This is a genomic window from Psychrobacter sp. JCM 18900 (assembly GCF_904846625.1).
Classification (GTDB): Bacteria; Pseudomonadota; Gammaproteobacteria; order Pseudomonadales; family Moraxellaceae; genus Psychrobacter.
The window spans coordinates 381648-406730 of record NZ_CAJHBL010000001.1; the positions used below are offsets into that span (position 1 = coordinate 381648).

At 42.0% G+C, this 25083-nt stretch carries 21 protein-coding genes; 12 read left to right on the forward strand and 9 right to left on the reverse strand.

The window, feature by feature from the left end:
- Window positions 1-8: 8 nt before the first annotated feature.
- From JMX96_RS01510 to infA, 4 genes are all read left to right on the forward strand, one after another.
- Window positions 9-1643, forward strand: a complete 1635-nt coding sequence (locus JMX96_RS01510; protein WP_201566859.1) for a FimV/HubP family polar landmark protein — start codon at window positions 9-11, stop codon at window positions 1641-1643.
- A 163-nt stretch (window positions 1644-1806) separates the two neighbouring features.
- Window positions 1807-2907: an asparaginase gene (locus JMX96_RS01515; RefSeq protein WP_201566861.1), complete on the forward strand. Its 1101-nt coding sequence runs from the start codon at window positions 1807-1809 to the stop codon at window positions 2905-2907.
- Between the two features lie 43 nt (window positions 2908-2950).
- Window positions 2951-3784, forward strand: a complete 834-nt coding sequence (gene truA / locus JMX96_RS01520) for a tRNA pseudouridine(38-40) synthase TruA (protein WP_201566863.1) — start codon at window positions 2951-2953, stop codon at window positions 3782-3784.
- Window positions 3785-3905: 121 nt separating this feature from the next.
- Window positions 3906-4127 carry a translation initiation factor IF-1 gene (infA, locus tag JMX96_RS01525; RefSeq protein WP_021814850.1) on the forward strand — a complete coding sequence of 74 codons (222 nt, stop codon included), beginning with the start codon at window positions 3906-3908 and terminating at the stop codon, window positions 4125-4127.
- 260 nt (window positions 4128-4387) lie between these two features.
- Here infA and JMX96_RS01530 read toward each other — a convergent pair whose 3' ends face one another.
- The 5 genes from JMX96_RS01530 to leuC all read right to left on the reverse strand — a co-directional run bounded on the left by JMX96_RS01530 (window position 4388) and on the right by leuC (window position 10109).
- On the reverse strand, window positions 4388-5509 hold the full coding sequence (locus tag JMX96_RS01530) for a L,D-transpeptidase family protein (protein ID WP_201566865.1): 1122 nt from the start codon (window positions 5507-5509) through the stop codon (window positions 4388-4390).
- 365 nt (window positions 5510-5874) lie between these two features.
- Window positions 5875-6978, reverse strand: coding sequence for a 3-isopropylmalate dehydrogenase (gene leuB / locus JMX96_RS01535; protein WP_201566867.1), 1104 nt, complete (start codon window positions 6976-6978; stop codon window positions 5875-5877).
- A 62-nt stretch (window positions 6979-7040) separates the two neighbouring features.
- Window positions 7041-7760 carry a hypothetical protein gene (locus JMX96_RS01540; RefSeq protein WP_201566869.1) on the reverse strand — a complete coding sequence of 240 codons (720 nt, stop codon included), beginning with the start codon at window positions 7758-7760 and terminating at the stop codon, window positions 7041-7043.
- A gap of 137 nt (window positions 7761-7897) precedes the next feature.
- Window positions 7898-8548, reverse strand: coding sequence for a 3-isopropylmalate dehydratase small subunit (gene leuD / locus JMX96_RS01545; RefSeq protein WP_057759322.1), 651 nt, complete (start codon window positions 8546-8548; stop codon window positions 7898-7900).
- 142 nt (window positions 8549-8690) lie between these two features.
- Entirely contained in the window at window positions 8691-10109 is a 1419-nt protein-coding gene (gene leuC, locus JMX96_RS01550) for a 3-isopropylmalate dehydratase large subunit (protein WP_201566871.1), read from the reverse strand.
- Window positions 10110-10483: 374 nt separating this feature from the next.
- On the opposite strand from leuC, the gene JMX96_RS01555 reads away from it, so the two are divergent.
- Both JMX96_RS01555 and putP read left to right on the forward strand, forming a co-directional pair.
- The gene (locus JMX96_RS01555; protein ID WP_057759318.1) at window positions 10484-11356 is read left to right on the forward strand and encodes a LysR family transcriptional regulator; all 873 of its coding nucleotides are present in this window, start codon (window positions 10484-10486) and stop codon (window positions 11354-11356) included.
- A gap of 457 nt (window positions 11357-11813) precedes the next feature.
- Window positions 11814-13313, forward strand: a complete 1500-nt coding sequence (gene putP / locus JMX96_RS01560) for a sodium/proline symporter PutP (RefSeq protein WP_201566873.1) — start codon at window positions 11814-11816, stop codon at window positions 13311-13313.
- A 595-nt stretch (window positions 13314-13908) separates the two neighbouring features.
- Here the strand turns inward: putP and JMX96_RS01565 are convergent.
- The 3 genes from JMX96_RS01565 to JMX96_RS01575 form a co-directional block, all read right to left on the reverse strand.
- A complete protein-coding gene (locus JMX96_RS01565; protein ID WP_201566874.1) occupies window positions 13909-15327 on the reverse strand; it encodes an outer membrane protein transport protein in 1419 nt (472 codons plus the stop codon).
- Between the two features lie 373 nt (window positions 15328-15700).
- A complete protein-coding gene (locus JMX96_RS01570) occupies window positions 15701-17191 on the reverse strand; it encodes a hypothetical protein (RefSeq protein ID WP_201566876.1) in 1491 nt (496 codons plus the stop codon).
- A gap of 219 nt (window positions 17192-17410) precedes the next feature.
- Window positions 17411-17668, reverse strand: coding sequence for a SlyX family protein (locus tag JMX96_RS01575; RefSeq protein WP_201566878.1), 258 nt, complete (start codon window positions 17666-17668; stop codon window positions 17411-17413).
- Window positions 17669-17917: 249 nt separating this feature from the next.
- Here JMX96_RS01575 and JMX96_RS01580 point away from each other — a divergent pair, with 249 nt between their 5' ends.
- The 6 genes from JMX96_RS01580 (at window position 17918) to JMX96_RS01605 (ending at window position 24291) form a co-directional block, all read left to right on the forward strand.
- Complete coding sequence (locus JMX96_RS01580; RefSeq protein ID WP_201566880.1) at window positions 17918-19861, forward strand: ATP-binding cassette domain-containing protein; 1944 nt, start codon at window positions 17918-17920, stop codon at window positions 19859-19861.
- A 521-nt stretch (window positions 19862-20382) separates the two neighbouring features.
- On the forward strand, window positions 20383-20967 hold the full coding sequence (gene petA / locus JMX96_RS01585) for a ubiquinol-cytochrome c reductase iron-sulfur subunit (RefSeq protein WP_057759305.1): 585 nt from the start codon (window positions 20383-20385) through the stop codon (window positions 20965-20967).
- A 7-nt stretch (window positions 20968-20974) separates the two neighbouring features.
- The gene (locus JMX96_RS01590) at window positions 20975-22195 is read left to right on the forward strand and encodes a cytochrome b (protein ID WP_371531454.1); all 1221 of its coding nucleotides are present in this window, start codon (window positions 20975-20977) and stop codon (window positions 22193-22195) included.
- Complete coding sequence (locus JMX96_RS01595; protein ID WP_201566882.1) at window positions 22195-22911, forward strand: cytochrome c1; 717 nt, start codon at window positions 22195-22197, stop codon at window positions 22909-22911. Before JMX96_RS01590 ends, JMX96_RS01595 begins: the two co-directional genes overlap by 1 nt.
- Window positions 22912-23106: 195 nt before the next feature.
- Window positions 23107-23721: a glutathione S-transferase N-terminal domain-containing protein gene (locus tag JMX96_RS01600; RefSeq protein WP_057759299.1), complete on the forward strand. Its 615-nt coding sequence runs from the start codon at window positions 23107-23109 to the stop codon at window positions 23719-23721.
- A gap of 132 nt (window positions 23722-23853) precedes the next feature.
- Entirely contained in the window at window positions 23854-24291 is a 438-nt protein-coding gene (locus tag JMX96_RS01605) for a ClpXP protease specificity-enhancing factor (RefSeq protein ID WP_201566884.1), read from the forward strand.
- A gap of 149 nt (window positions 24292-24440) precedes the next feature.
- Here the strand turns inward: JMX96_RS01605 and dcd are convergent, their stop codons facing one another.
- A complete protein-coding gene (gene dcd, locus JMX96_RS01610) occupies window positions 24441-25016 on the reverse strand; it encodes a dCTP deaminase (RefSeq protein ID WP_058024138.1) in 576 nt (191 codons plus the stop codon).
- Window positions 25017-25083: the final 67 nt, after the last annotated feature.

The following is a 25083-nucleotide window of genomic DNA, read 5'->3' on the forward strand; positions in this document are numbered from 1 at the left end:
GAATAACTATGGACAATATGCTATATATCATCGCCGGATTGGCGCTTATTCTGTTAGTGGCTGCTTTATTCTTGCGCAAAAACAAGGCGCAGAAATCGTCAGCAGCATCGCCTATTAATTCAAGAAAAGATATGTCTACTCCATCACCAAAAGTAGATTATGGTACTCCTACCCACACTAATGTCAGCAATAACCATAAATTTGACCATATCACTATTGCTCAGCGTTTTATGGATCAGCAGCGCTATGACAAGGCGATCGAAACCATTAAACGTGGTTTAAGTGAAAAACCTCATAACAGTGCATTGTCTCTTAAACTACTCAGCATATACGCGACGATAAACCAGCCTGAAGATTTCAACAATGTTTATGAGTCTATAAGAGCTCATAACGATAGTCATACTATCGCTCAAGCAGATGAGATAAGAAATCTATCTTTTGATGAATTAGAACCTGTAGCCATGCAGGCTCAAGAACTACCTGTAGAAAATACAACCAACTTTGAAAGTATAGACTTCGATTTGCCTATTAGTCAGAATAATAGTACTAATGCAGTAGACCATCAGCCAATTGAAGAAAATAATAACGATACTGCAATAAGTGAGCCTGTCGACAGCTTAGAGTTATCAGACAAAGTCGGCAATGTTAGTCCTATTACCGAAAATCCGAATGATAGCTTTGATCTGACCCTCAGCGATTTAGAGAATGATTTCAATGCGCCTAATATGACAAGTGAAACGCCTGTCACACCATTGGACAATGTAGATAACAACGTTTTAGAGAGCTCTGCTAACGATAATGTTAGTAATAACGAAGTTAACGATCTTAGTGACTTTGAGTTTGACTTTGATTCATTTGATGATACTTCGAATGAATCATCTATAGACACTAACCTCTTACATGATGACAATGAGAAAGCAGTACCAGAAGAAGATTTTATCTTAGATTTCGATGATTTAGCAGATGATACAGATAAAAATGACGTCATAACTAATGACGTATCTGTCAACACTGAACAACACTCTATTGATACTGTCCAAAGCGGTGAAGATGACTTTACTTTATCTTTGGGCATTCTAGATACATTAGATGAAATCGATACTATCTCCAATGATGACCTGTCTACGACTGAAAACGACAGTGATTTCGATAATTTCATTCTGGAAAATACTGATTTTGGAAACAATACTCCTGAGAGTATGACCCTTGAAGAAGAGAGCTTTGCAGATATTAACCTTGAGGAACCATTACTCAATAATGATATCGAGGTTAATGATGTTGAAGAATCCAATATCACACCTGCTGCATCGTTAAGATTTGATGACAATACGCTGATAGACGATGATTCTCTATTTGACACTCCGTCGACCACTACCTCAGTCTCTACAGCTGCGCCAGTTGAGAGTGACACTTCTATCACACCTCAAGAGACTGAATCAGCAGAAGATTTCTCATCACGGTTCGCAGCAGATTTTGATTTCGTAAAATCATTAGACAGTAATCAAGTGACGTTAGACTTGGCAGATCAATATCTACAATTGGGTGAATACGACAGTGCAAAGCGTTTACTCAATGAGGTGATAGCTCAAGGTACTAATGAGCAGAAACAACAAGCACAGCTATTACTTGAGCGTACTGCGTAGTTAATAGTCTAGTCTCTCATCAGCAAGTACTTCCTAATCACGGGATGCTTGCTGATTTTTTTTGCATTTAACTCTAATAGTATCTATTATTGAACCCTTTAGCCATCGTTGCTCAATTCTCCAGCACCTCTTTTCTTCCATACTTGTTTACTGTGTTGATACTATGCCATCTTCTGTTATGCTCAAAAATCTATCCGACCCTATTCAATTGATTTATGCTGGCGGTACTTTTGGTAGCTATGGCAGACCTTTAGCGCCATTATCAGCAGAAGTGTTTTTGCCTACTCTACAAAAACTTTTATCTGCCCAAGACAGTACGTACAACTTACCAACAGTTTCATGGTTAGAAAACGCCCTGATCAAAGACAGCAGCCAGCTTACCCCTAGCGACTTTGCGCATTTCTATCAACTACTACTGAATGCTTATACCAAAGGTGATAGACGCTTTGTACTCATCACTGGCACGGATACGTTGAGTTACTTAGGCGCATTTTTAGCAGAAGCTTTTGCAGGTAGTGATATTTGTATTGTTCTGACCGCAAGTATGCGTCCATTATTAGACAGTGAGATATTGCATTCCTATAACATCGACGAACATAGCGATGCTTGGGGCAATCTAAACGACTCGTTAAAACTAGCCGCTGCTGGTGAATCAGGCGTGAAGGTCAGTTTTGGCGGGGAAGCATGGCCTGCTCAAACGGTACAAAAAATTCACAGCCATGATCTAATGGCATTTACTGGTCATTCTCGCGCCGCTTACCCAGCCAATAGCTATATAAAAAATCTACCTGACACTCGTAGGCAACATTGGCTTGATGATCAACAAGACTTGCTATCCAGTATTCAAACACGCGCTGAAAACGCGAGTGTTCATGCGCTATATTGCCTACCTAACGATGTTTCGATGATAAACAACCAGCTACAAGCTTTATTGTCGCAGCCACCATGTGGCATCATTCTATTAGGGTTTGGCGCCGGTAACATCCCTTATTCAGCTGCACTAGCAGAAACACTGTCCCTTGCTCATGAACGTGGACATATGGTGATATCAGCCAGTCAATGTCCGTTTGGCGGCGTCAGCGATAGCTATGCGGCAGGCAGTTGGCAGTACGAGCATCATGTCATTACTGGTGGACGTTTGACCATACCTGCTATTTATGCCCGATTACTATGGTTGCTACTTCGCTATGACAGTCCTGCCAGACGCAGACAGCGTTGGTTGAATAATGTCAATCAAACTGGCACTAGCATCAAAAAGCGCTAAGCGACTTTTAATTAATTCCCATTTTATAAGTTTAGAAACCCTAATGTCTGAGACTGAAATTATTGAAACTGAACCAACCTACACTTTAGCGATTGCTATTGAGTTCTTAGGAACTCATTATCATGGCTGGCAACGGCAACGAGAGGTTTTGGGTGTACAAGAAGCCTTAGAGACAGCTATCGGCAAAGTTGCCAATGAGTCTGTAGAAGTCATCGCAGCTGGGCGTACTGACGCCAGCGTCCATGCGAGCAATATGATTGCCCATTTTACAACTCATGCGTATCGCCCAACTCATAACTGGTTGCGCGGTGTGAACAGCCTACTTCCCGATGATATTGCTCTCCGCTGGATACAACCCATGCCAGCTGATTTTCACGCGCGTTTTGGTGCTATTGCTCGTCGCTATCGTTATATTACGCTCAACCAAGCACAGCGCCCTGCCATACTAAATCATCAAGTGACTCATATCTATGAACCGCTTGATTTAGAAGCCATGCAGCAAGCAGCAGCTGATATCGTCGGTACACACGATTTTAGCAGTTACCGTGCTGCTGCCTGTCAATCCAATCAACCAGTGCGTACGATTAGCCATGCAAACCTTTTTGCTCATGGTCAATTTATCGTTTTCGATATACAAGCAGATGGGTTTTTACATCATATGGTTCGCAATTTAATGGGCACATTATATGCCATTGGTAGACACGAGCTAGAACCAGCAGATTTTTTGAATATTTTGCATAAAAAGGATCGAACGATTGCACCACCTACTGCTTCAGGTGATGGACTATATTTTATCAATGCCTATTATCCTGAACGTTTTCAGAGCTTATTGCCAGATGCGCCGCTAACACCTGTCTGGTTAAATCTACCTAACTAAATCAATATCATTTGGCATACATATCACTTACATGCTGTCAAGTCAAAAGCAGGTTCGTATTGCTTTAATCCGCTAACTTACGTATAATATGGGCTTATTTTTTAATTGATTGATACAAACTATGGCAAAAGACGATATTATTGAATTTGAAGGCGAAGTCATTGATACCCTTCCTAATACTTTGTTCAAAGTTCGTTTAGAAAACGGGCACGAAATCATTGCGCATATTTCTGGTAAGATGCGTAAGCATTATATTCGTATCTTGACAGGTGATAAGGTTAAAGTTGAAATGACACCTTATGACCTATCTAAAGGCCGTATCACCTACCGTGGTAAAAACTAAATACTGACTGACCAATATGGTTATGAAAGTATTAGCATTGGTAAGATACAGCCAATAGCCGAATAGCTACGTTATCGCTGATAGCTGATATGACGCTTGGGTAGTGAAACTGATAATAATAATGAAAATGCTAATCTGCTCATTATTGCCTATCAATATTTTAGTTATTTAGTATTGACTGTTTCTACTTACCACAAAAAATACCGCTAGATTTTAGCGGTATTTTTTTGTCCATTTTTTATGATTTAGTACTGCCGTGTCTAACTAAACTCGACAGTTGCGCCGTTTTTTATTACTCCAAGCAGACTAAGCGCATCCCAGTTGGTCAAACGCACACAACCTGCTGATGCTTGACGACTGATACGAGCAGGATCTGGTGATCCATGAATGCCATAAGTCGGTTTGCTAAGCCCAATCCATACCGAACCAACTGGATTGTTAGGACCTGGCGGAATGATCAACTTGCTACCGTCATTGGCCGTATAAGTATAGTTGGGCTCGTGCACCTTTACTTTGACAGTATGCGTACCTGTTGGTGATGGTGTCGCTGTACTGCCCACTGTCGTCGGATAGCTAGCGATCAAGTTATTGTTCTCATCATATGCGTAGAGTGTTTCAGTGGCTTTATCAGCAACGACGCGATGCACAGGCTTGGTATTAGGATTACCAGGGTTGTATACCGTAATGATTTCACCAGCAGTAAAACTGGCATCAGGATTAAGCGATTTTAAGTACTTTTCACTAATATGAAACTTCTCTGCCAACGCCTCAGTAATGCTTTCGTAGTACATCCCCTCAAGCTTTGATTTGGCAACAGAATCAGCAGGTATGGTTGTGGTTTTGACATTCACATCTGCTTCAGTGAGCTGATAGCTGACTAGCACTGGTTGAGTTGTGAGCTTCTCATTCTTGGTCAGCGCTTGCCACGTCTCGTTGTTCAACGTATCGGTTGTATCTAAACCATTTGCTTTTTGAAATGCCTGCATGGCTTTGCGAGTATTTTTGCCCCAGTAGCCATCGACAGGCCCTACTCCGTTATGATGCCAGTTTAATAGAGCCTGCAGCTTTGTTCCTATATTACGATCAATATCTGCATCTGCCATCCAAGTGACATTGTTTACTTTTTTTGCATTGTCAGATAGGTTCTCAGTTGTATATTTAATCGTAGGCAATAGCTTATTCAATGAAGTCGCAGCTTTACTATCTCCTGTTAACTTTTGACTTACGCCATTAGTCACTGGACTGACTTCTGCCGGAGACTTGACGCTATTACTTACGCTCACACTGTCCGTTGGTTCTGCTGCAACGCTTTGCCCCATGAGTAGTAAGCTAGAGAGACTAACCACTGTTAATGCTTTACTGATTCTTGTTAATTGATACATGTAACGCTCCTCATTTAAAAAATTCTATTATTATTTTCAGTTTTCAAATACTACAGTCTTTAAATTCTATATAACTTGATTTCGTTAATCTTACGTTTACTCTTATACTTCTGCTAAAAGCGAAATATTTTAGCTCCTTTATAAGCTATTAATATTGTCATATTACCTTGTGAGCATATAACAGCTTTGTGTTAAAAGGAGCTTTGTTGTACAGCGTCTCTGTTAAGACAATGCTTGTAGATAAGCTTTGCTAACAGATAAACGATAAAAAACCCATAAGCCACTTAGTAGCTTATGGGTATATAACACGTAAACTGAGACTGTGGAAAATGCTATATAGGAATAGCCTTTAAACGCAAGTTAACTTATATCAGTTTGGCCAAGACCGCTTGACCCATTTCTTTACAGCCTACCTGCTTAAGTCCAGCTTCGCTACTATCTAAAATATCCAGCGTACGTAGACCATCATCAAGTACATCACTAACTGCCTGCTCAATTGCTTGTGCCGCATCTTCCTGTTTGAAGGTATAACGCAGCATCATAGCAACAGATAAGATAGTCGCTAATGGATTGGCTTTATCTTGTCCTGCGATGTCAGGCGCTGAACCATGACACGGCTCGTACATGCCCTTACCTGACTCATCTAAGCTCGCTGATGGCAACATACCGATAGAGCCTGTCAACATCGCAGCTTCATCAGATAGGATATCGCCAAACATGTTACCTGTCACCATGACATCGAACTGCTTAGGATCTTTAATCAACTGCATGCAAGCATTGTCAGCATACATATGTGATAACGCCACATCACTATAGTCAGCTTGCTGCATCTCGATCATCGTCTGTTTCCACAGCTCGGTAACTTCTAATACATTGGCTTTATCAACTGAACATACCTTAGCTGCTGTGCCTGCTGCTTGTGCACGCGTTTTTGCCAATTCAAAAGCAACTTTACCAATACGCTGAATCTCACTTGTGCTATACACCATCGTGTTATAGCCCTGCTGCTCACCGTTTTCTAGGGTGCGGATACCACGAGGCTCACCGAAATAGATACCGCCTGTCAGCTCACGAACGATCAATAGATCTAGACCTGAGATAATTTCAGGTTTGATACTTGAGGCATTAGCTAACTGTGGATAGAGCTTGGCTACGCGTAGGTTGGCAAATAAACCAAGCTCACCGCGGATTTTCAATAGACCACGCTCAGGACGTTTACTACGCTCGATTGCATCCCATTTAGGACCACCGACCGCACCTAGCAATACGGCATCTGCGGCGCGAGCACGGGCCAATGTCTCATCTGGTAAAGGCTTATCAGTTGCATCAATAGCCACACCGCCAATCAATCCAGACTCAAGCGTTAAATTAAGTGAAAACTTATCATTGACAGCCTTAAGCACGTCAACGGCTTGGGTCATAATTTCAGGGCCAATACCATCACCCGCTAATGTTAAAATCGTTGCCATACTGATCCTTTTGGAATGTTTTTATTGGTTGGTTATATTTTTGAGCTTTTCAGTCTCATACTTTATGCTGTCATTTTTTTGGCTTTGGGTGCTGATGTTACTGCTTTGGCCATACCCGTCTCTACAAACTCGCCTTGATGCTCAGCGTCTAGTTGCTTGCAGAATCGGCGCTGTACTTTCGTGCCTTGCAATAGCTCAATGCATAAAGGCTCAGGTGATGCTGTGTCTAATAGACTGCCTGATTTTTCGCTGTTCTTCTTCTGATAAGCGCGCAGCTGATAGGTACCCGCTTCAGTAAAGTCATGAATCATCGCAAAACGCTCAACATAGCCCATGTTATTTTCTGGATAAAAATTAACATGTACCTCGTGTTTGGCAGGCATGACCCGTGCATAGTAGTTGGTCAATCCTGGCATACTCGAAGGCGCTAACGGCACAACTTTTATGGCATTTTTATTGACGAGTGGTGTCATATCCATATTTATCGATGTTTTTACCATTCCTTCTTGACGTGGTAAGGCTGTCATAATCTGAGGATTGATTGGCTCGTGACTGTTGGGCGCAATAATAAGTGTTTTATCTATCTGCACAATTTCGCAATGATATGTACCCACACACGCAATATTTACTTCACCAGCGATAGGTTTAATTTTACCTACCCATGCCTCGGCACTCTCTGCTTCATCTATTTTTTGATAGCCCGTCAATAGCTGACAGCCTGACAATAATAAGCTTACAGCAACAATTGTACTTGTCCATAGAGCATAACGTTTTGTATTCATAATGGCGGCTACTATTCAAGAGAGATAATAAAATGTAGTGAAAAACTATCCTTCATTTTAGACAGTTCACCGCCATAACTCAACGCTGCGTTGCGACTACTCATAGTTTTATGAGCAGTAGATTATAGAATGACCCTCTATGCTCTTACGTCGTTAAATATCCACGGTGTTTTTTGCATCATTTGTTGCTCATAATCTTTGATAGCATCACTTTGTTGCAAGGTTAGACCAATATCATCCAGTCCGTTTAACAAGCAATGTTTGCGAAAAGCATCTACTTCAAAAGCATACTCTTCACCAGTTGGTGTGATGACGACTTGACGCTCAAGATCAGCGGTCAATTCATAGCCTTCGTTATCAAAAGTCGCCTTCATTAACGTATCTACAATCGCTTCATCCAACACAATCGGCAACATGCCATTTTTAAAGCAGTTATTGTAGAAAATATCTGCAAAACTCGGCGCAATTACTGTACGGAAACCATACTCTGATAACGCCCAAGGTGCATGCTCACGACTAGAGCCACAACCAAAGTTTCTGCGTGCTAGTAAGATAGTAGCGCCTTGATAACGTGGTTTATTCAGCACGAAGTCTGGATTGATGACTCGTGTACTGTTGTCTTGACCAGGATAACCTTCGTCAAGATAGCGCCAATCATCAAATAGATTCACGCCAAAACCTGTACGTTTAATAGACTTTAAAAACTGTTTTGCGATAATTTGGTCGGTATCGACGTTTGCGCGATCTAACGGGCAAACGATACCTGTTTGGGTGTTATAAGCTTGCATAAAATTTCCTATCAATTATATTTTTGCTGGCTGATGATCTTAATAAGCGTATTAAACAGTAAATAAGTTTTTACCATCTTTGAAACCATGCCCATATATTTATCGTTAATACAAGCATAATGTCAGCTACTTATTATCAGTCTTAAAACGTACGAACGTCTACAAAATGACCTGCCAACGCGGCGGCAGCTGCCATTGCTGGGCTTACCAAATGCGTACGACCACCGTTACCCTGACGACCTTCAAAATTACGATTAGACGTTGAGGCGCAATGCTCTTGCGGCTCAAGTTTATCCGCATTCATTGCCAGACACATTGAGCAGCCCGGCTCACGCCATTCAAAACCAGCTTCGGTAAACAACGTATCCAAGCCTTCAGCCTCTGCTTGCAACTTCACCTGTCCAGAACCTGAAACAACGATCGCTTCTTTTACGTTATCAGCAACTTTGCGACCTTTGATTACCGCTGCCGCATCACGTAAATCTTCGATACGTGAATTGGTACATGAACCGATAAATATACGGTCAAGTTGGATATCCGTAATTTTCTGACCAGCTTCTAGCCCCATATAAGTATAAGCGCGTAACCAGCCTTCTTCTTGAGCTTCATCAATGGCTTGATCTGGTGTCGGTACAGATTGCGTGATATCTACCACCATCTCAGGCGATGTACCCCAAGATACCTGTGGTGCGATCTGACTACCGTCGATTTCTACCACAGTATCAAATACCGCGTCATCATCTGAATATAGTGTACGCCAGTAGGCTTCCGCTTGTTCCCATTGTGCTTCGCTTGGCGCATATGGACGACCTTTGACATAATCAATCGTCGTGTCATCGACCGCAACCATACCGACGCGCGCGCCTGCTTCAATCGCCATGTTACAGACGGTCATGCGACCTTCCATACTCATGTCTTCGAACACTTGACCTGCAAATTCAATCGCGTGTCCTGTACCACCTGCAGTACCAATCTTCGCAATGATAGCTAACACCACATCTTTTGAAGTGACGCCAGCACCAAGTTGACCAGTGACGCGAATCTGCATATTTTTTGATTTCTTTTGAATCAAACACTGCGTTGCCAATACATGCTCAACTTCAGAGGTTCCGATACCATGAGCCAAGCAACCAAGTGCTCCGTGGGTCGCTGTATGCGAGTCACCGCAAACAACTGTCATACCTGGCAAGACCAAACCTTGCTCAGGACCGACCACGTGCAAAATTCCTTGACGGGCATCATTGATAGTAAATTCAGCAATATCAAACTTGGTACAGTTATCGTCCAAAGTGACAACCTGCAAGCGTGATACCTTGTCTTTAATCCCAGGCACCCCTTCTAGGCGCTCTTTAGTAACGGTCGGCACATTATGATCTGGACTGGCAATGTTAGCCGATAAACGCCATGGCGCTCTATTTGCCAACTCCAACCCTTCAAATGCTTGTGGACTCGTCACTTCGTGCAATAGGTGGCGGTCGATATAAATCAGGCTCGAACCATCGTCGCGCTTAGTGACTTCGTGAGCGTTCCAAAGTTTGTCATATAACGTTTGACCAGCCATGTTGCTATCCTTTATAGGTTACTAATTACTTAATTTTTACTTACTTGAACATTGCCAAGCTAAGATTCTATGTAAATACTATGTCTATCTATAATGTTTAATAATTGCTGTCGTATCTATGATTTAAATATTATTTCTTTATGAGACCCAACATATGACTAAAACTAACGCTTAAAATACCTTTTAAATGGCAAATAGCCAATTTTTTAGAATAAATATGTCACAATACGCCTCGATGTCTTGTGATTATAGCAGGCAAATCCTATAATAATAATTGATGATTTTTAACCAGACACAAACTTTTATTTCTAATACGTTGTGATTGGGTCAGCCAACTTTTATTTATAGCTCGTAAAGTAGCTAAGGACATTCGTTTGAACACCACAAACTTGACGACATTCGTTACCGTTATGCACACTGGCAGTATCTCAGGCGCCGCAGAAAAGCTGTTTATCACGCAGCCTGCTGTCAGTAAACGTATCAAAAACTTAGAAGACGAGTTTAACATTACCTTGTTTGATACGGTAGGACGCGGGATTGTACCTACTCAAGCGGCTAGTGAAATGCTACCTCATGCCAAACGTTGGCTAGAAGATTATGAGAACTTTAAAATCAACTTACAGCATTCTCAGCATATCGTCTCTGGCAAGTTAGTTATTGGTACTAGCCATCATATTGGCCTACATCATTTAGCACCTGTCCTGAAACACTTCATTCAAGCTTATCCAGCTGTTCAGTTAGAAGTACACTTCGTAGATTCTGAAAAAGCGCACAAAGCCGTATTGGATGGTGATTTATCTCTAGCCTTTGTTACGCTTCCACCTGTCTACGATAAGCGGCTAACCTACCATACGTTATGGTCAGACCCTCTTTACTTTATGACTGGTACGCTATCAGCGTTGGCAACCAAATCGAATGTCACGTTAGAACAGCTAGCACGATATCCTGCTATTCTACCGTCTGCCAATACCTTTACCAGTCAGATTACTTTGGCTGAATTTGCCAAGCACAATCTAAAGCCTTATGCCACGATGAGTACTAACCCGCTTGAGTCAATTCGTATGCTGGTATCTGTCGGTCTTGGCTGGTCAGTACTGCCTCAAACGATGGTCAGCCAAGATTTGGAACGTATTGATATGGCAGATAATATTGAGCTACAGCGTTATCTAGGTGTGGTCATTAATCCGAAGCTTACACAGTCTAGCAGTGTCACTGCGCTCTTAGATTTACTGGCGCCTATCGAATAAAACTAGCTGACTATAATAATATATAAATTCAACCTATTCGCATTTGAATCTATCATGCGTTATAATACGCTTGACGTTGTTTGTATAACAAAAATTTACCACAAGGACACTGATAGTCATATATTGAATACTTCTAGTAAGATATGATGGTTAACAGTAGGTTTAATGGTTTTGGTTGATTGTGTAGGTTGCTAATACTCATATATAAATAGCAGATGCGAGCAATAACAATAGATAAGTGGAATGCAAAATTCCCATTGTTCTCTATCTCTATATGAGTGCTAGCCATAGAACGACATCAATCATATATAACTACAGAAGATACTGAAAAAAGCCATTATGTCTCAATTAATGGCTTTTTTTGTCTTTAAATATTGTTTTGGACATCGCCTTGTAGGACAGAACTTTTATAGTTAAAAATAATTACAGCCAACCATGTTGGTTAAGGACAATTTATATGAACGGAGTTTCTAGTGGCGTGCTGATATCACTCGGCGCCTATTTCTTAGTGATGATTGGGATTGGTGTTTACGCTTATTTTAAGCAAGCCAATGATACTGAAGGCTATATGTTAGGGGGTCGTAACTTAGGCCCAGCAGTAACCGCACTTTCTGCAGGTGCATCAGATATGTCAGGTTGGTTACTACTTGGCTTACCTGGTTATATGTTTGCCGATGGTGTGGTCAGTATTTGGATCGCGCTTGGTTTGACATTAGGTGCATTACTAAATTATCTCATCGTAGCACCTCGCCTTCGTGTTTATACCGAAGTGGCTGACAACGCTATCACCCTACCCGATTATTTCGCCAACCGCTTTGAAGACAAGTCGCACATGCTACGCGTCATTTCAGCCGTGGTCATCATTCTATTCTTTACCGTCTATACCGCTGCAAGTCTTGTCGGTGGTGGTAAACTCTTCGAAAGCTCACTTAACCTCTCATATAGCACTGGCCTGTGGGTTACTGCTGGTGTGGTTGTGGCTTATACGCTATTCGGTGGTTTCTTAGCTGTTTCAATGACCGATTTCGTACAGGGTGTCATCATGCTGTTTGCCATGGTAATCGTACCTGTCGTTGCCTTTACTGATCTTGGTGGTATTTCAGCCACTACAGAAGCCGTCAGAAATATCGACCCTACCCTTTTAGACGTTACTAGCGGCATGAGTGTCATCGGTATTATTTCGTTAATGGCATGGGGCTTAGGTTACTTTGGCCAGCCGCATATTATCGTACGTTTTATGGCGATTCGTTCAGTGAGAGATGTACCGACCGCACGTAACATCGGTATGAGCTGGATGGTTGTGAGCCTTGTTGGTTCACTGATGACTGGTTTTGCTGGTCGTGCTTACGTACAAAAAACTGCCATGACACTGGACGATCCTGAGACTATCTTCTTAGTATTTACTCAGTTCTTGTTCCATCCATTGGTGTCAGGTTTCCTATTAGCAGCTATTTTAGCGGCAATTATGAGTACCATCTCATCGCAGCTATTGGTTGTATCAAGCTCTCTAACTAAAGATGTATACAAACTATTCTTTGATAAAGACGCACCAGAAGCTCGTCAGGTATTGGTTGGTCGCGTTTCTGTCGTAGTGGTTGCGCTAGTATCTATCATGCTTGCTTCTAATCCAGATAGCTCAGTATTGAACCTAGTTTCTAACGCATGGGCAGGATTTGGTGCTGCGTTTGGTCCATTGGTTATCTTCAGTCTAACATGGCGTGGTATGAACCGTAATGGTGCTGTTGCTGGTATGGTTGTTGGTGCTTTGACTGTTATCCTATGGATTTATGGTCCTTTCCAAGTAGATGGTATGGCACTAAATAGCTGGTTATACGCTATCGTTCCAGGCTTTATCTTAAGTACTATCGCTATCTTTGCTGTTAGTATCATGACTGGTGGCCCAAGACCTTCAGTTTCTGCTAAGTACAAAGAGATGGAGCTAAATTTAAACAAATAAGTTTACATAATGTCTTAAGATTATTGTTACAAAAAAACCTCGTCACTATTGGCGAGGTTTTTTTCATGAGTGACGATTTAATATATGTGATCTACTACAGTATCAACCCAAGAGAAATTATGGCAAGTGAGACAGGAGTATGGATAGCAACAGTAGTATCTAATAGCTCTGTGATGTATATACTAAGCCAGATTGTCCTAGCCTATTTGACAATCTAATGCTACCCACCCTTGAATGGTGGACCTTTATTACGACAACTACTTCTGTTTAGCACCGTATTTGGCTACCTGTTCATACATATCCATTGTTGTACACCTTGAGTATATTATGCTGTTATTAACAGCTTACTTACTAAATACTCGATAAGATATAAGTACGTATCTGCTCTTGATCCGAAGGATATGCGTTATACATGGATACGAAGCTGAATCAAACAAGTGGGATGCAGTGATATGGTATGAATTAGTTCTATACAAATAATCTTTGCTGTTCTAACTGTATTTAAATATAAATAATAAGATACTTAATAGAAAACCCACAAAAAAGCGACCTATGATAGGTCGCTTTTTTATTACTCAGCAGTTATATAAAGAGGCTATTTACCTTGGTAAGAAAGTTTTACACCAGCGATATAACCATCATTATCTTGGAAATCACCAACGATTTTATCACTAGGTAACTGACCTTTTGCATCACCGAACCATAAGTACTTACCACCAGCCGATACTGCCCAGTTTTCCGTGACGTTGTATTTAGCACCAAGACCGACACTATAGTAGCCTTCAACTGGGCCCAACGATGTAGTTGGATCACCAGCGCCACTATCCCAACCAACGGTACCGCTAATAGCAAGTGCTGGTGCTACGCGTTTCGCTAAGCCAAGCTCTACCATCCACTGGTCGTCTTTATATTCCACTAAGTTAAGTCCATCAGGGCCATAACTGATTTTACTAGTGTCGTTATAAAGTGGCGGTGTAATGACAAAGTCGCTCCAAGGTACCCAGCGTACTTTTGCTGTTGCTAGTGTCGTAGGATTAATACCTGTTTGGAAATCAAAGTTGACTGATTTAGGAGTAGTAATTTCGTATTTGCTGTTTCTATTTGCTGCTGCAGCCGCTTGTTCTGGAGTAGCTCCTGCTGCTGTAGCTCTAATAGCTACTAACGGATACGACTCAGATATTTGTATATCATGATCGATTTCAGAACGGTAAGTTAAAGCAGCCTTCAATGCGATTTCAGGCTTACTATAAGCAATACCTGCTATATAACCATAGTCCATATCAGGATTACTGTTTGAAGTGTAACCGCTAGCAGGTCCATAAGCTAAACCGCGTAATTTTGTTTCAGACTGAGTACGCTGTGCAACTGGACCACCATAAATCTGGAAGTTTTTGTTGGCACCAAACTTCATACCCAAAATCCCTGTGAGGCTTTGGCTACGAACTTCTACATTAGTATTCTCACCTGCGGTACTTGCTTCAGCCTGTGCTACTGCTACTGCTCCACGCAAACTATCTAACTGAGCTTGCTGCTCTGCAGGTAAAGAACCATCGAATGGGGCAAGACTATCAATTGCACCCTCTGCAGCTGCAAGGCTTGGCACTAATCCATTGGTAATAGAAGCAATAGAGGCGTCAACATCCCCTTGCGACACGAAATTACTTTGAGTATATTCAGCAGCTGCACCAAAAGGCTCATCGTATAGTAGGCCGATACTAAAAGTATCATTAATGTCAGCTTTTACGCCATAGCGGAAAAAGTCATAAGACTCAGCGATATCACCTGTCTTGTCACCACGTACGTAATCATTTTGAGAAGGGTTAGTGTTAGCACTATCATAACCACTTACATCAGCATCAATATAAGTATAGACGGCTTCTGCATAGGTACCATCTTGAAAGAAAGCAGTGACATCTTGGCCTGAACGATCAAGACCAGCAGCATTAGTCATGCTAGCGACAGAGAGAGTAGCGATTGCTACTGCAAGGGTTTTTAAGTGAAAGGTAGTGCGCATTGTGTATCTCCAACGGTCCTTGTTGTATTACTACTTTGATAATCAATATATAGCATTGCTGCGCTTAACATTTAAAGTATCAAAGTCGTGTCCTAAGTTGAATACTAATAGCTTTTTGACACTAAAACAACAATTAAAGTGCTTTATTTCTCAATTATGACTGAACAGTACAAATAAGATATATATAGAAAATTGACGTTTACTTCTACTTTTGAATGTGGATTTTCTAAAAATATATATGTCCACAGAAGAGTTTTTCCTCAGGATAAACGGGTTCACTATAACTATAATACTGCCTATAAAAAAGCGACCCTTAAAGGATCGCTTTTTATCAATAACATTTAAAATATTTGCTATATAACTAAGTTGTGAATTACTGAGCTTGGTAAGAAACTTTTACACCAAGTACAAATCCGTCGTTGCTTTCGAAGTCTGCTACTGTTTTTTGCGTTGGTAGTTGACCTGTCGCATCACCTAACCATAAGTACTTACCACCTGCTGAGATAGCCCAGTTTTCAGTAACATTATATTTAGCACCTAAGCCTGCGCTATAGTAGCCTTCAGTAGGTCCAAGCGAGGTAACAGGATTACCAGCACCACTATCCCAACCAACCGTACCACTTACTGCTAATGCTGGTGCTAAGCGTTTAGCAAGGCCGAGCTCTACAAGCCACTGATCTTCATCGTAGCTCACTAGTGGTAAGCCTTTTGGAAAATCAGGATTAAGCTTGCTTGTTTCAGTATACAATGGTGGTACAATCGAGAAATCACCCCATGGTACATAACGTACGCGTGCTGTCGCCAATGTAGTTGGGTTGATACCTGTTTGGAAATCAAAGTTAATTGACTCAGGCGTCGTGATATCAATCACGCCACCTTGACTTGGATTGTCACCGAATGCAGCAACTAAAGGGTAAGTCTCAGCAATATTCATGCTGTGCTCGATTTCTGATCGATAAGTCAAAGCTGCCTTTAGAGCGATTTCAGGCTTACTGTAAGCGATACCTGCAAGATAACCATAATCTTGGTCTGGACTAATATGAGCGGTGTATCCAGTCGCAGGTCCATAAGCAATACCGCGAAGCTTCACATCAGCTGTAACACGCTGAAGGACAGGACCACCATATACTTGGAAGTTTTTATTTTTACCAAACTTCATACCTAGTATACCTGTAACGCTTTCGCTACGTACTTCCACCTGTGTACCTTCACCAGTATTCGCTTCTTCTGCATTAGCAGCAGCAACTGCAGCACCAAGAGATCTTGCTTGCCCTACTAAGTTTTGGGCTTGAGCTTGAGCAGCTTCTGCTTGAGCAGCAAAGTTGGCAGCATCTTGTGCATTTGTTGCTGACTGAGCCTGTGCTGCAAAATTTTGTGCTGCTATACCAGCAGCTGTTGCGCCCTGAGTTAGAAGGCTAATTTTATTAGAGGCATCTGTTGGACTGCTAGCATTACCTTCTGAGATAGCATTGACCGATGCATCAAGATCACCTCTAGCCACAAAATTATTATCACCAACATAATCAGCAGCAGCACCGAAAGGCTCATCATATAAAATACCAACACTAAATGTATCGTTGATATCTGTTTTCACACCATAACGAAAGAAGTCATAAGACTCAGCGATATCATCAATCTTCTTACCCTGAGTGTAAGCTTTGTCGTCTGAACCGACATAAGCGTTGTCGTGACCAGTAACGTCAGCATCGATATAAGTGTAGACAGCTTCTGCATAAGTGCCGTCTTGTAGGAATGCGGTGATATCTTGGCCTGAGCGATCAAGGCCAGCAGCACTAGCGACGCTAGCAACAGAAAGAGTAGCAACAGCTACTGCAAGAGTTTTTAAATGAAAGGTGTGGCGCATTTTATATCTCCAAACATCCGCATTGTTTTACTGTTTTACCTAATTTTCATAGATAAGCAGTATCCGAGGTGGAAGATAGTAAAGATTTTTTAACACTAAAACAACTACAAAAATACATTATTTCTATGTTATGACCACATAGTCATCAGACAGTATCTATATATAAAAATACGTATATATTTTCCGTTATTGAAAGCTTTTCTCTTCAAATTCTACTTATTAATAATGTGGCGGTCTGTCTGCCATTACATCAAATGGTGCAATACCACTTTCCGTATCCTGACCCTCAATCTGTTTATAAATCAGCTGTAGTTGACGTTGCAGTGTATGAATATCTCTGTCTTGTCGCGTAATTACATCATCCAGTCGTTCGACGGTTACTTCAAGGTGCGCGAGGCTCATTTGCAAATCGACTACTTGGGCGTGCAAATCATTTTGAACATCAGAAGTGTTATCTGTAGTTTTAGGTTGGTTCATATTTTTCTCTAGATTATAGTAAGTATTAAAGTGAAAGAATGGATTATTAAGGGGTTTAAGGGGTTTAAGGGGTACTGTAGATTAGTGATAAATCTACAAACATAGTCATGGAATAGGAGCAGTTAGCAAAAGCAATAAATAGTACTGATAAAACTATTTACTCGCACTACAGTGACGCGGTTGCATGTTATACTGCAGGCAATTTTGCAACAACCCCTACCTCACTATTATATAAGCTTAAGATACTCTATGGCACTGATTCATTTAAAAGACATTCACTTAGCCTTTGGCGTCGCGCCTGTTCTTGATGGTATTGATTTTTCTATCAATACAGGCGAGCGTGTGTGCTTGATTGGGCGCAACGGCGAAGGTAAATCTACTTTGTTTAAACTGATCAATGGCTCATTGCAGCCTGACAGTGGTGAGATTATTACCAACAGTAGCATGCGTGTAGCAATGCTAGAGCAAGACGTTCCTGAGACTAGCGGTCGCATATTAGACATCGTTATGGGCGGCAGTCGTCGCACGGCTGATTTGCTCATTAACTATAATAAGCAAGTCGATATGTGCGCGAATGGCGATATGGATGCCTGTGAGCATATGGCGACCCTACAGCATGATATCGATGCGGTACATGGCTGGGACTTAGAACGCGATGCCATGCGTCTGATTACGACCATGGGCCTTAATCCAGAAGATGACTTATCATCACTATCTGGTGGTCGTAAACGCCGCGTGTTACTTGCTCGTGCGCTAGTTACCAAGCCTGATGTACTACTACTAGATGAGCCAACCAACCATTTGGATGTTGAAAGTATCGAATGGTTAGAGCGCTTTTTGCTGGATTGGCAAGGCCTGACGTTGTTGTTCGTGACTCATGATAGAGCATTCGTAAATAAGCTATCGACTCGCATTATTGAGCTTGACCGTGGCCAATTGACCAGCTATGACGTAACACAAGGTGAAGGTGGCTACGCACGCTACCAAGAGCTAAAAGAGCTACAGTTGCAGGCTGAAGAAAAGAACAATGCCAACTTTGATAAAAAACTGGCACAAGAAGAAGTTTGGATTCGCCAAGGTATCAAAGCCCGTCGTACCCGTAACGAAGGCCGTGTACGTGAACTAAAGGCCTTACGTGAAGAGCGTAGCGATCGCCGTGAGCAAGTGGGCAATGTAAACATTACAATGGGTCAAGGCGAGAAAAGCGGCAAGCTTGTCTGTAAAGTTAAAAACTTACATCTTGAATATGACGGCAACGTCTTGGTAGATGATTTTACGACCACTATTATGCGTGGCGATAAGATTGGTATTGTCGGCCCTAACGGTGCTGGTAAAACTACGCTTATTAAAGCCCTACTCGACATGTCTGATGACGAAGTCACTAAGTCGGGTAGTGTCGAATTAGGAACTAATTTAAAAATCGCCTTTTTTGATCAGCTGCGTGATCAGTTAGATCTTGAGGCGAGCGTTGCGCAAAACGTTTCGGAAGGTTCTGACTTTGTCGAAGTTGGCGGTCGCAAGACGCACATCATGAGCTACTTGCAAGATTTCTTATTTGCACCAGAGCGTGCACGTACACCTGTCAAAGCCTTGTCTGGTGGTGAGCGTAACCGAGTACTACTTGCCAAACAACTATTAAAACCTGCCAATATTTTGGTACTTGATGAGCCAACCAACGATTTGGATATGGCAACACTTGAGCTATTAGAAGAGTCAGTCGCCAGCTTTAGTGGTACGATTTTGCTAATCAGTCATGATCGTTCATTCATGGACAACGTCGTTACCTCTACGTGGGTGTTTGGCGAAGATGAAGATGGCAAAGGAGTGGTCAGTGAGTATGTAGGTGGTTATCAAGAGTACCTCGTACAAAAGAACCGCGAAGAAGCATCCCGTGCTGCCAAAGCACCTGCCAACAATGCAGCTAGTAATAAAGCGACAAACAAGTCTGGCGCAGCAGCGAAACCAAATAAGCCAGCCAAAAAGCTAAATTATAATGATCAACGCGAACTGGATAACTTGCCAAAAGAAATCGCTGCGCTCGAAGCCGAACAAGTTCAATTGCAAGAAAAGCTGGCCGATGGCTCTTGGTTCAATACTGACTTTGATGCGGCGACAGCTGCTAGTGAGCGTCTCTTAACCATCGAAGATGAGATGATGCATAAGCTTGAACGTTGGAGTGAGCTTGAAGGCTAGTATTGGCAACTCTCTAGCTGAGTTTATTGGAATATCGCATATGTACTTTGCATTGCGTATTTCGATAAATAAGTTCCTGATAGTTTGACAAAACATTATTAATCATTATGAAGACATCATCACTTTATTATATAGAGTGGTGATATTTGTTTTACAGCAACTTACAAAGTAGTTAGATGGTGAAAGTTAGTGAACATTACCTTAATTTCAAGTATCATTCGCTATTGCTGAAAATCCTTATTATTTATAAGGTCATCACATCATAATCCTTGTTAAAGCAAAGTTAGCGTTAAACGTTGATAATCCAACTGTTTTAGTTTGATTGTCATATTCAACCTTCTAATATGTCCTATTGAGGTTGCTTTATTTTTAACGCAATAATTTATTTTATCACCGAAATAGCTTAGAATAGCAACAATTAGCAAAATTAGGCACAGCTAAAGTGGCTTGATATTGTATATTTTCTAAGCCACAAACCCAGTGTGGGATAATCCCATTTCATTCACCTGGAGGAAGTATTAATGAGCCAAGCCGAAGGCGTTAATGTACAACGCCGTAGAGTTCTTATTGCCTCAACTGCCGCGATTGGTGCAGCTGGGGTAGCTGCCGTGGCGACACCTTTTGTCCGTTCTTGGTACCCAAGCGCTAAAGCTGAGGCTGCAGGGGCTGCAGTGACCCAAGATATTGGTTCTATCGAAGATGGACAAATGATCGTCGTCAAATACCGTGGTAAACCTATTTATGTGGTTAAGCGCACCGAAGACATGGTTGCAGGACTAGAGTCAGTTAAACCTCTATTATCTGATCCTGAATCTGATGCGTCTCTACAACCTGAATATTGCAAAAATCCTACTCGCTCTTTAGATCCAACCGTATTGGTTGTCGAAGGCGTTTGCACACATTTGGGCTGTGCACCAAACTACCGTCCTGATGTGGGCGCGGTGGATTTAGGTGGTAATGATTGGTACGGCGGATTTTTCTGTCCGTGTCACGGGTCAAAATATGACTTAGCAGGTCGCGTATATAGCGGCGTCCCTGCACCACTTAATTTACCCGTTCCAGAATATGGTATGGATGGTACCATCTTGACGGTTGGGGAGGCTTAATATGAGTATGGGTAAAAAGTTAATGCATTGGGTGGACGCGCGTTTTCCAGCGACCGAAACCTATGAATACCATATGTCAAAGTACTACGCACCAAAGAACTTTAACTTCTGGTACTTCTTTGGCGTGCTATCAATGATTGTATTGGTCAACCAATTGGTGACTGGTATATGGCTTACGATGATGTACAACCCGAGTGCCGAAGGGGCATTTGCGTCTGTTGAATACATCATGCGTGACGTAAAAGGTGGTTGGCTCATTCGCTATATGCACTCAACCGGCGCATCTGCGTTTTTTGTCGTTGTATACCTGCATATGTTTAGAGCCTTGCTATACGGTTCATACCAAAAACCTCGTGAGCTTATCTGGCTCATCGGTATGGGTATCTACCTAGCACTTATGGCAGAAGGTTTCTTTGGATATCTACTACCGTGGGGCAACATGTCATTCTGGGGTGCTCAGGTTATCTTGAACTTACCTGCAGCGTTACCTGTTATTGGTGATGGCCTTGCTGAATGGGTACGTGGTGACTATATCATCTCTGGTATTACCCTAAACCGTTTCTTTGCTCTACACGTTGTTGCTATTCCATTAGTACTCGTGGGCCTAGTATTTATGCATATTGTGGCGTTGCACCATGTGGGTTCGAACAACCCTGATGGTATCGACATCAAAAAGCTAAAAGACAAAAATGGTGTGCCATTAGACGGTATCGAATTCCATCCGTACTACACCGTGCATGACATGGTTGGTATCGTAGTATTCTTTATCTGTTTCTTTGCAGTGGTATTCTTCTTCCCAGAAGGTGGCGGTTTCTTCCTTGAGCCACCAAACTTTGAGACAGCGAACTCACTGAAAACACCAGCGCATATTGCACCAGTATGGTACTACACGCCTTTCTACGCTATCTTGCGTGCTGTTCCTGATAAGCTTGGTGGTGTTATCGCAATGGGTGCTGCAATTGCTGTATTGTTCTTGATTCCATGGCTTGATAGATCGCCTGTACGCTCTATGCGTTACAAAGGTATCTTGTCTAAAATCGCGCTTACTGTATTTGCTATTAGCTTTGTTGTATTGGGCTACTTGGGTGCGACACCTGCTACCCCAACGGCAACTATCATGGCTCGTGTATTCACGATTCTATATTTCTTGTTCTTCTTACTGATGCCGTTCTACACTGCCATTGAGAAGTGTAAACAGCCACCAGAACGCGTTACCGGAGGTCACTAATGAGCACGCTAATTAAATCCCTAGCTGGTCTAGGCTTAGGCGCGGCATTGACGTTGACTGCTGGTACGACAATGGCAGCTGGTGGTGGTGGATGTGGTACGTTTACCAACGCTGAAGGTGTTGACGAGCATTTGGCTTGTAGTACTGCCCCTATTGATTTTACCAATAAGGGCTCGCTACAAAACGGTGCAAAAATCTTTATGAACTACTGTGCTGGATGTCACTCAGCTAAGTATGTTCGTCACTCACGCATTGCGAAAGATTTAGAGATACCGCCTGAGTTGGTTGAAAAGTATTTGATGGTTACTACCGATCAAATCGGTGACCACATTACTGCTGAGATAGATCCTGAGATTCAAGCATCTTGGTTTGGCGCAGCGCCGCCTGATCTATCACTTGAGACACGTCTACGTGGCGATGATTGGGTATATACTTACCTACTATCGTTCTATGAAGATCCAAGCCGTCCTTGGGGTGCAAACAACTTAGTACTGGCCAATGCAGCGATGCCTCACGTATTGCATAATATGCAAGAAGAGTTGAGCCAAGAAGAGTTTGAATCTGAAGTTGGTGACTTGGTTAACTTTATGGCGTGGATGGGTGAACCTGCTCGTCATGACCGTCAAGTAATTGGTTTCTTTGTAATTCTATTCTTATTAGTACTGCTCATCCCAGTTTACTTATTGAATAAAGAATTCTGGAAAGATGTTAAATAAGTCATAGTCAGCAGACAGTTTTTAGAATTAAAAAAGGCACTACTCAGGTAGTGCTTTTTTGTGCCTTGATATAGAGCATAAATACTAGATATGCCGTAAAATAACCCACTCAGCGCTAATGTTTACGTACACTACCTTGATAAACGTTGCGAGTTTGTTTACGATGACAACCTTCACTATTAACATTAGGCTTTCATGATTGATGCGAATGACATTCCAAGTAGTCAGCTAATTTTGTATGCTGATGACGGCTACGACAGTCATGTGGTACGCCTATTACTTGAAGAAAAAAAGCTCGCTTACTATTTGTCTCGCTTACATTCTGAGCGCCCTGAAGATTTGACTGAGCTAAACCCCTATCATACCTTGCCTGTTTTGCAGCAGCGTGAGATTGCGCTTTATGAGATTAACGTCATTTTTGAATATCTTGAGGAACGCTATCATACGAACAAACTGCTCCCTGAGACACCGCAAGAGCGTGCACAGTTTCGCCAACTGGCTTGGCGCATTCAGCGTGATTGGTTAGTACTTGGTAAGCGCTTGTTGACGCATCCAGACAGCTTTAATAAAGCACAAGCTGCCATTGCCAAAAAACAGCTCAGTGATTCATTAATTACTCTGTCACCGCTGTTCGCTCATAAGCCTTACTTTATGGCTGATGAGTTTGGCTGGTGTGACGTGTTATTAGCGCCACTATTATGGCGATTAGATGAGATGGGGATTGAGCTGCCACGTGCAATCAGCCGTCCATTGTTTGAGTACCAAACGAGAGTGTTTGAGCGCAGTAGCTTCCAAAAAAGCGTGCGTTGATTAGACAAGTATCAAAAGCTGTCCTAAAATAAAGTATAAATAAGATAAACGTTAATTAGCATTTGTCATTTGATAAATTGCTGAACGAGATATTTTTCATTATTAAAAATTATTAGTATAGGAAATCATTAGATGAGCGAAACCACCTCTATTACACCTACCCGTCCTTATATGGTACGCGCACTATATCAATGGATAGAAGACAACGCTCTGACGCCATACTTGATGGTCGATGCTACCGCTGACAATGTGCAAATACCAACCGAGCATGTGCAAGACGGTCGTATCGTATTAAATATCGCCAGCCGTGCTACGGGCAATATGAATATGGAAAATGACTATATTCATTTTAGTGCGCGCTTCGGCGGCGTCTCACAAGAAATCTGGGTACCGCTTACTGCGGTGATGGGTATTTATGCTAAAGAAAACTCGCAAGGGATGTTCTTTGATCCAAAAGAGTATGACAACTATCAGCCAGAAGACGATTCAGCACCAATGTCTAACAACAGTCCTACTAAAGCGCCTAAACCAAAGCGCGATAATAAAGCGGGTTTAAAGGTCTTAAAATAAAAATTCTGGAAGTAAATAGAACCGTAGACCAGCTCTATTTAACACAATAAAAAAGCTAGCCATATTTAATATGACTAGCTTTTTCATTAACTATTTAAAGGCTTATTAACTTTCTATAACTGATAAACTTTTAAACGGACGCTTACTGATTAGGTTCTTGGCAGTGTCACACCGCGCTGACCTTGGTATTTACCACCGCGATCTTTATAACTGGTCTCGCAGACATCATCAGCATCGCTTTGGAAAAACAACATTTGCGCGACGCCTTCACCAGCATAGATACGGGCTGGTAGATTGGTGGTATTACTAAACTCTAAAGTGACGTGCCCTTCCCACTCTGGCTCAAGTGGCGTCACGTTGACGATGATACCACAGCGCGCGTAAGTCGACTTACCTAGGCAAATAGTCAATACATCACGCGGAATACGGAAATACTCCATAGTACGAGCTAAAGCAAACGAATTAGGTGGAATGATACACTCGTCACCAACGATATCGATAAAGCTTTTATCATCGAAGTTTTTAGGATCAACGACCACTGAATGTACGTTGGTAAAAACTTTAAATTCAGGAGCACAGCGCACATCATAACCGTAGCTTGAGGTGCCGTAGCTAACTAAACGCTCGCCTGCATCATTAAAGCGTACTTGACCTGGCTCGTACGGTTCAATCATGCCGTGCTCTTCAGCCATTTTACGAATCCAGCGGTCAGACTTGATAGACATTGTTGTTCCTTAGCAAATATTTAATAGCGACGATTATACGGAATTGACGGCTAGATTTATAGAGGGG

What these genes read in the sequence shown, in the direction of transcription:
- JMX96_RS01580 (WP_201566880.1), top strand. Translation starts at nt 17,918, where the DNA reads ATGGCACTGATTCATTTAAAAGACATTCACTTAGCCTTTGGCGTCGCG.
- putP (WP_201566873.1), top strand. Translation starts at nt 11,814, where the DNA reads ATGAACGGAGTTTCTAGTGGCGTGCTGATATCACTCGGCGCCTATTTC.
- JMX96_RS01600 (WP_057759299.1), top strand. Translation starts at nt 23,107, where the DNA reads ATGATTGATGCGAATGACATTCCAAGTAGTCAGCTAATTTTGTATGCT.
- JMX96_RS01590 (WP_371531454.1), top strand. Translation starts at nt 20,975, where the DNA reads ATGGGTAAAAAGTTAATGCATTGGGTGGACGCGCGTTTTCCAGCGACC.
- JMX96_RS01530 (WP_201566865.1), bottom strand. Translation starts at nt 5,509, where the DNA reads ATGTATCAATTAACAAGAATCAGTAAAGCATTAACAGTGGTTAGTCTC.
- dcd (WP_058024138.1), bottom strand. Translation starts at nt 25,016, where the DNA reads ATGTCTATCAAGTCTGACCGCTGGATTCGTAAAATGGCTGAAGAGCAC.
- JMX96_RS01515 (WP_201566861.1), top strand. Translation starts at nt 1,807, where the DNA reads ATGCCATCTTCTGTTATGCTCAAAAATCTATCCGACCCTATTCAATTG.
- petA (WP_057759305.1), top strand. Translation starts at nt 20,383, where the DNA reads ATGAGCCAAGCCGAAGGCGTTAATGTACAACGCCGTAGAGTTCTTATT.
- leuD (WP_057759322.1), bottom strand. Translation starts at nt 8,548, where the DNA reads ATGCAAGCTTATAACACCCAAACAGGTATCGTTTGCCCGTTAGATCGC.
- JMX96_RS01570 (WP_201566876.1), bottom strand. Translation starts at nt 17,191, where the DNA reads ATGCGCCACACCTTTCATTTAAAAACTCTTGCAGTAGCTGTTGCTACT.
- JMX96_RS01605 (WP_201566884.1), top strand. Translation starts at nt 23,854, where the DNA reads ATGAGCGAAACCACCTCTATTACACCTACCCGTCCTTATATGGTACGC.
- leuC (WP_201566871.1), bottom strand. Translation starts at nt 10,109, where the DNA reads ATGGCTGGTCAAACGTTATATGACAAACTTTGGAACGCTCACGAAGTC.
- JMX96_RS01595 (WP_201566882.1), top strand. Translation starts at nt 22,195, where the DNA reads ATGAGCACGCTAATTAAATCCCTAGCTGGTCTAGGCTTAGGCGCGGCA.
- JMX96_RS01540 (WP_201566869.1), bottom strand. Translation starts at nt 7,760, where the DNA reads ATGAATACAAAACGTTATGCTCTATGGACAAGTACAATTGTTGCTGTA.
- infA (WP_021814850.1), top strand. Translation starts at nt 3,906, where the DNA reads ATGGCAAAAGACGATATTATTGAATTTGAAGGCGAAGTCATTGATACC.
- JMX96_RS01575 (WP_201566878.1), bottom strand. Translation starts at nt 17,668, where the DNA reads ATGAACCAACCTAAAACTACAGATAACACTTCTGATGTTCAAAATGAT.
- leuB (WP_201566867.1), bottom strand. Translation starts at nt 6,978, where the DNA reads ATGGCAACGATTTTAACATTAGCGGGTGATGGTATTGGCCCTGAAATT.
- truA (WP_201566863.1), top strand. Translation starts at nt 2,951, where the DNA reads ATGTCTGAGACTGAAATTATTGAAACTGAACCAACCTACACTTTAGCG.
- JMX96_RS01565 (WP_201566874.1), bottom strand. Translation starts at nt 15,327, where the DNA reads ATGCGCACTACCTTTCACTTAAAAACCCTTGCAGTAGCAATCGCTACT.
- JMX96_RS01510 (WP_201566859.1), top strand. Translation starts at nt 9, where the DNA reads ATGGACAATATGCTATATATCATCGCCGGATTGGCGCTTATTCTGTTA.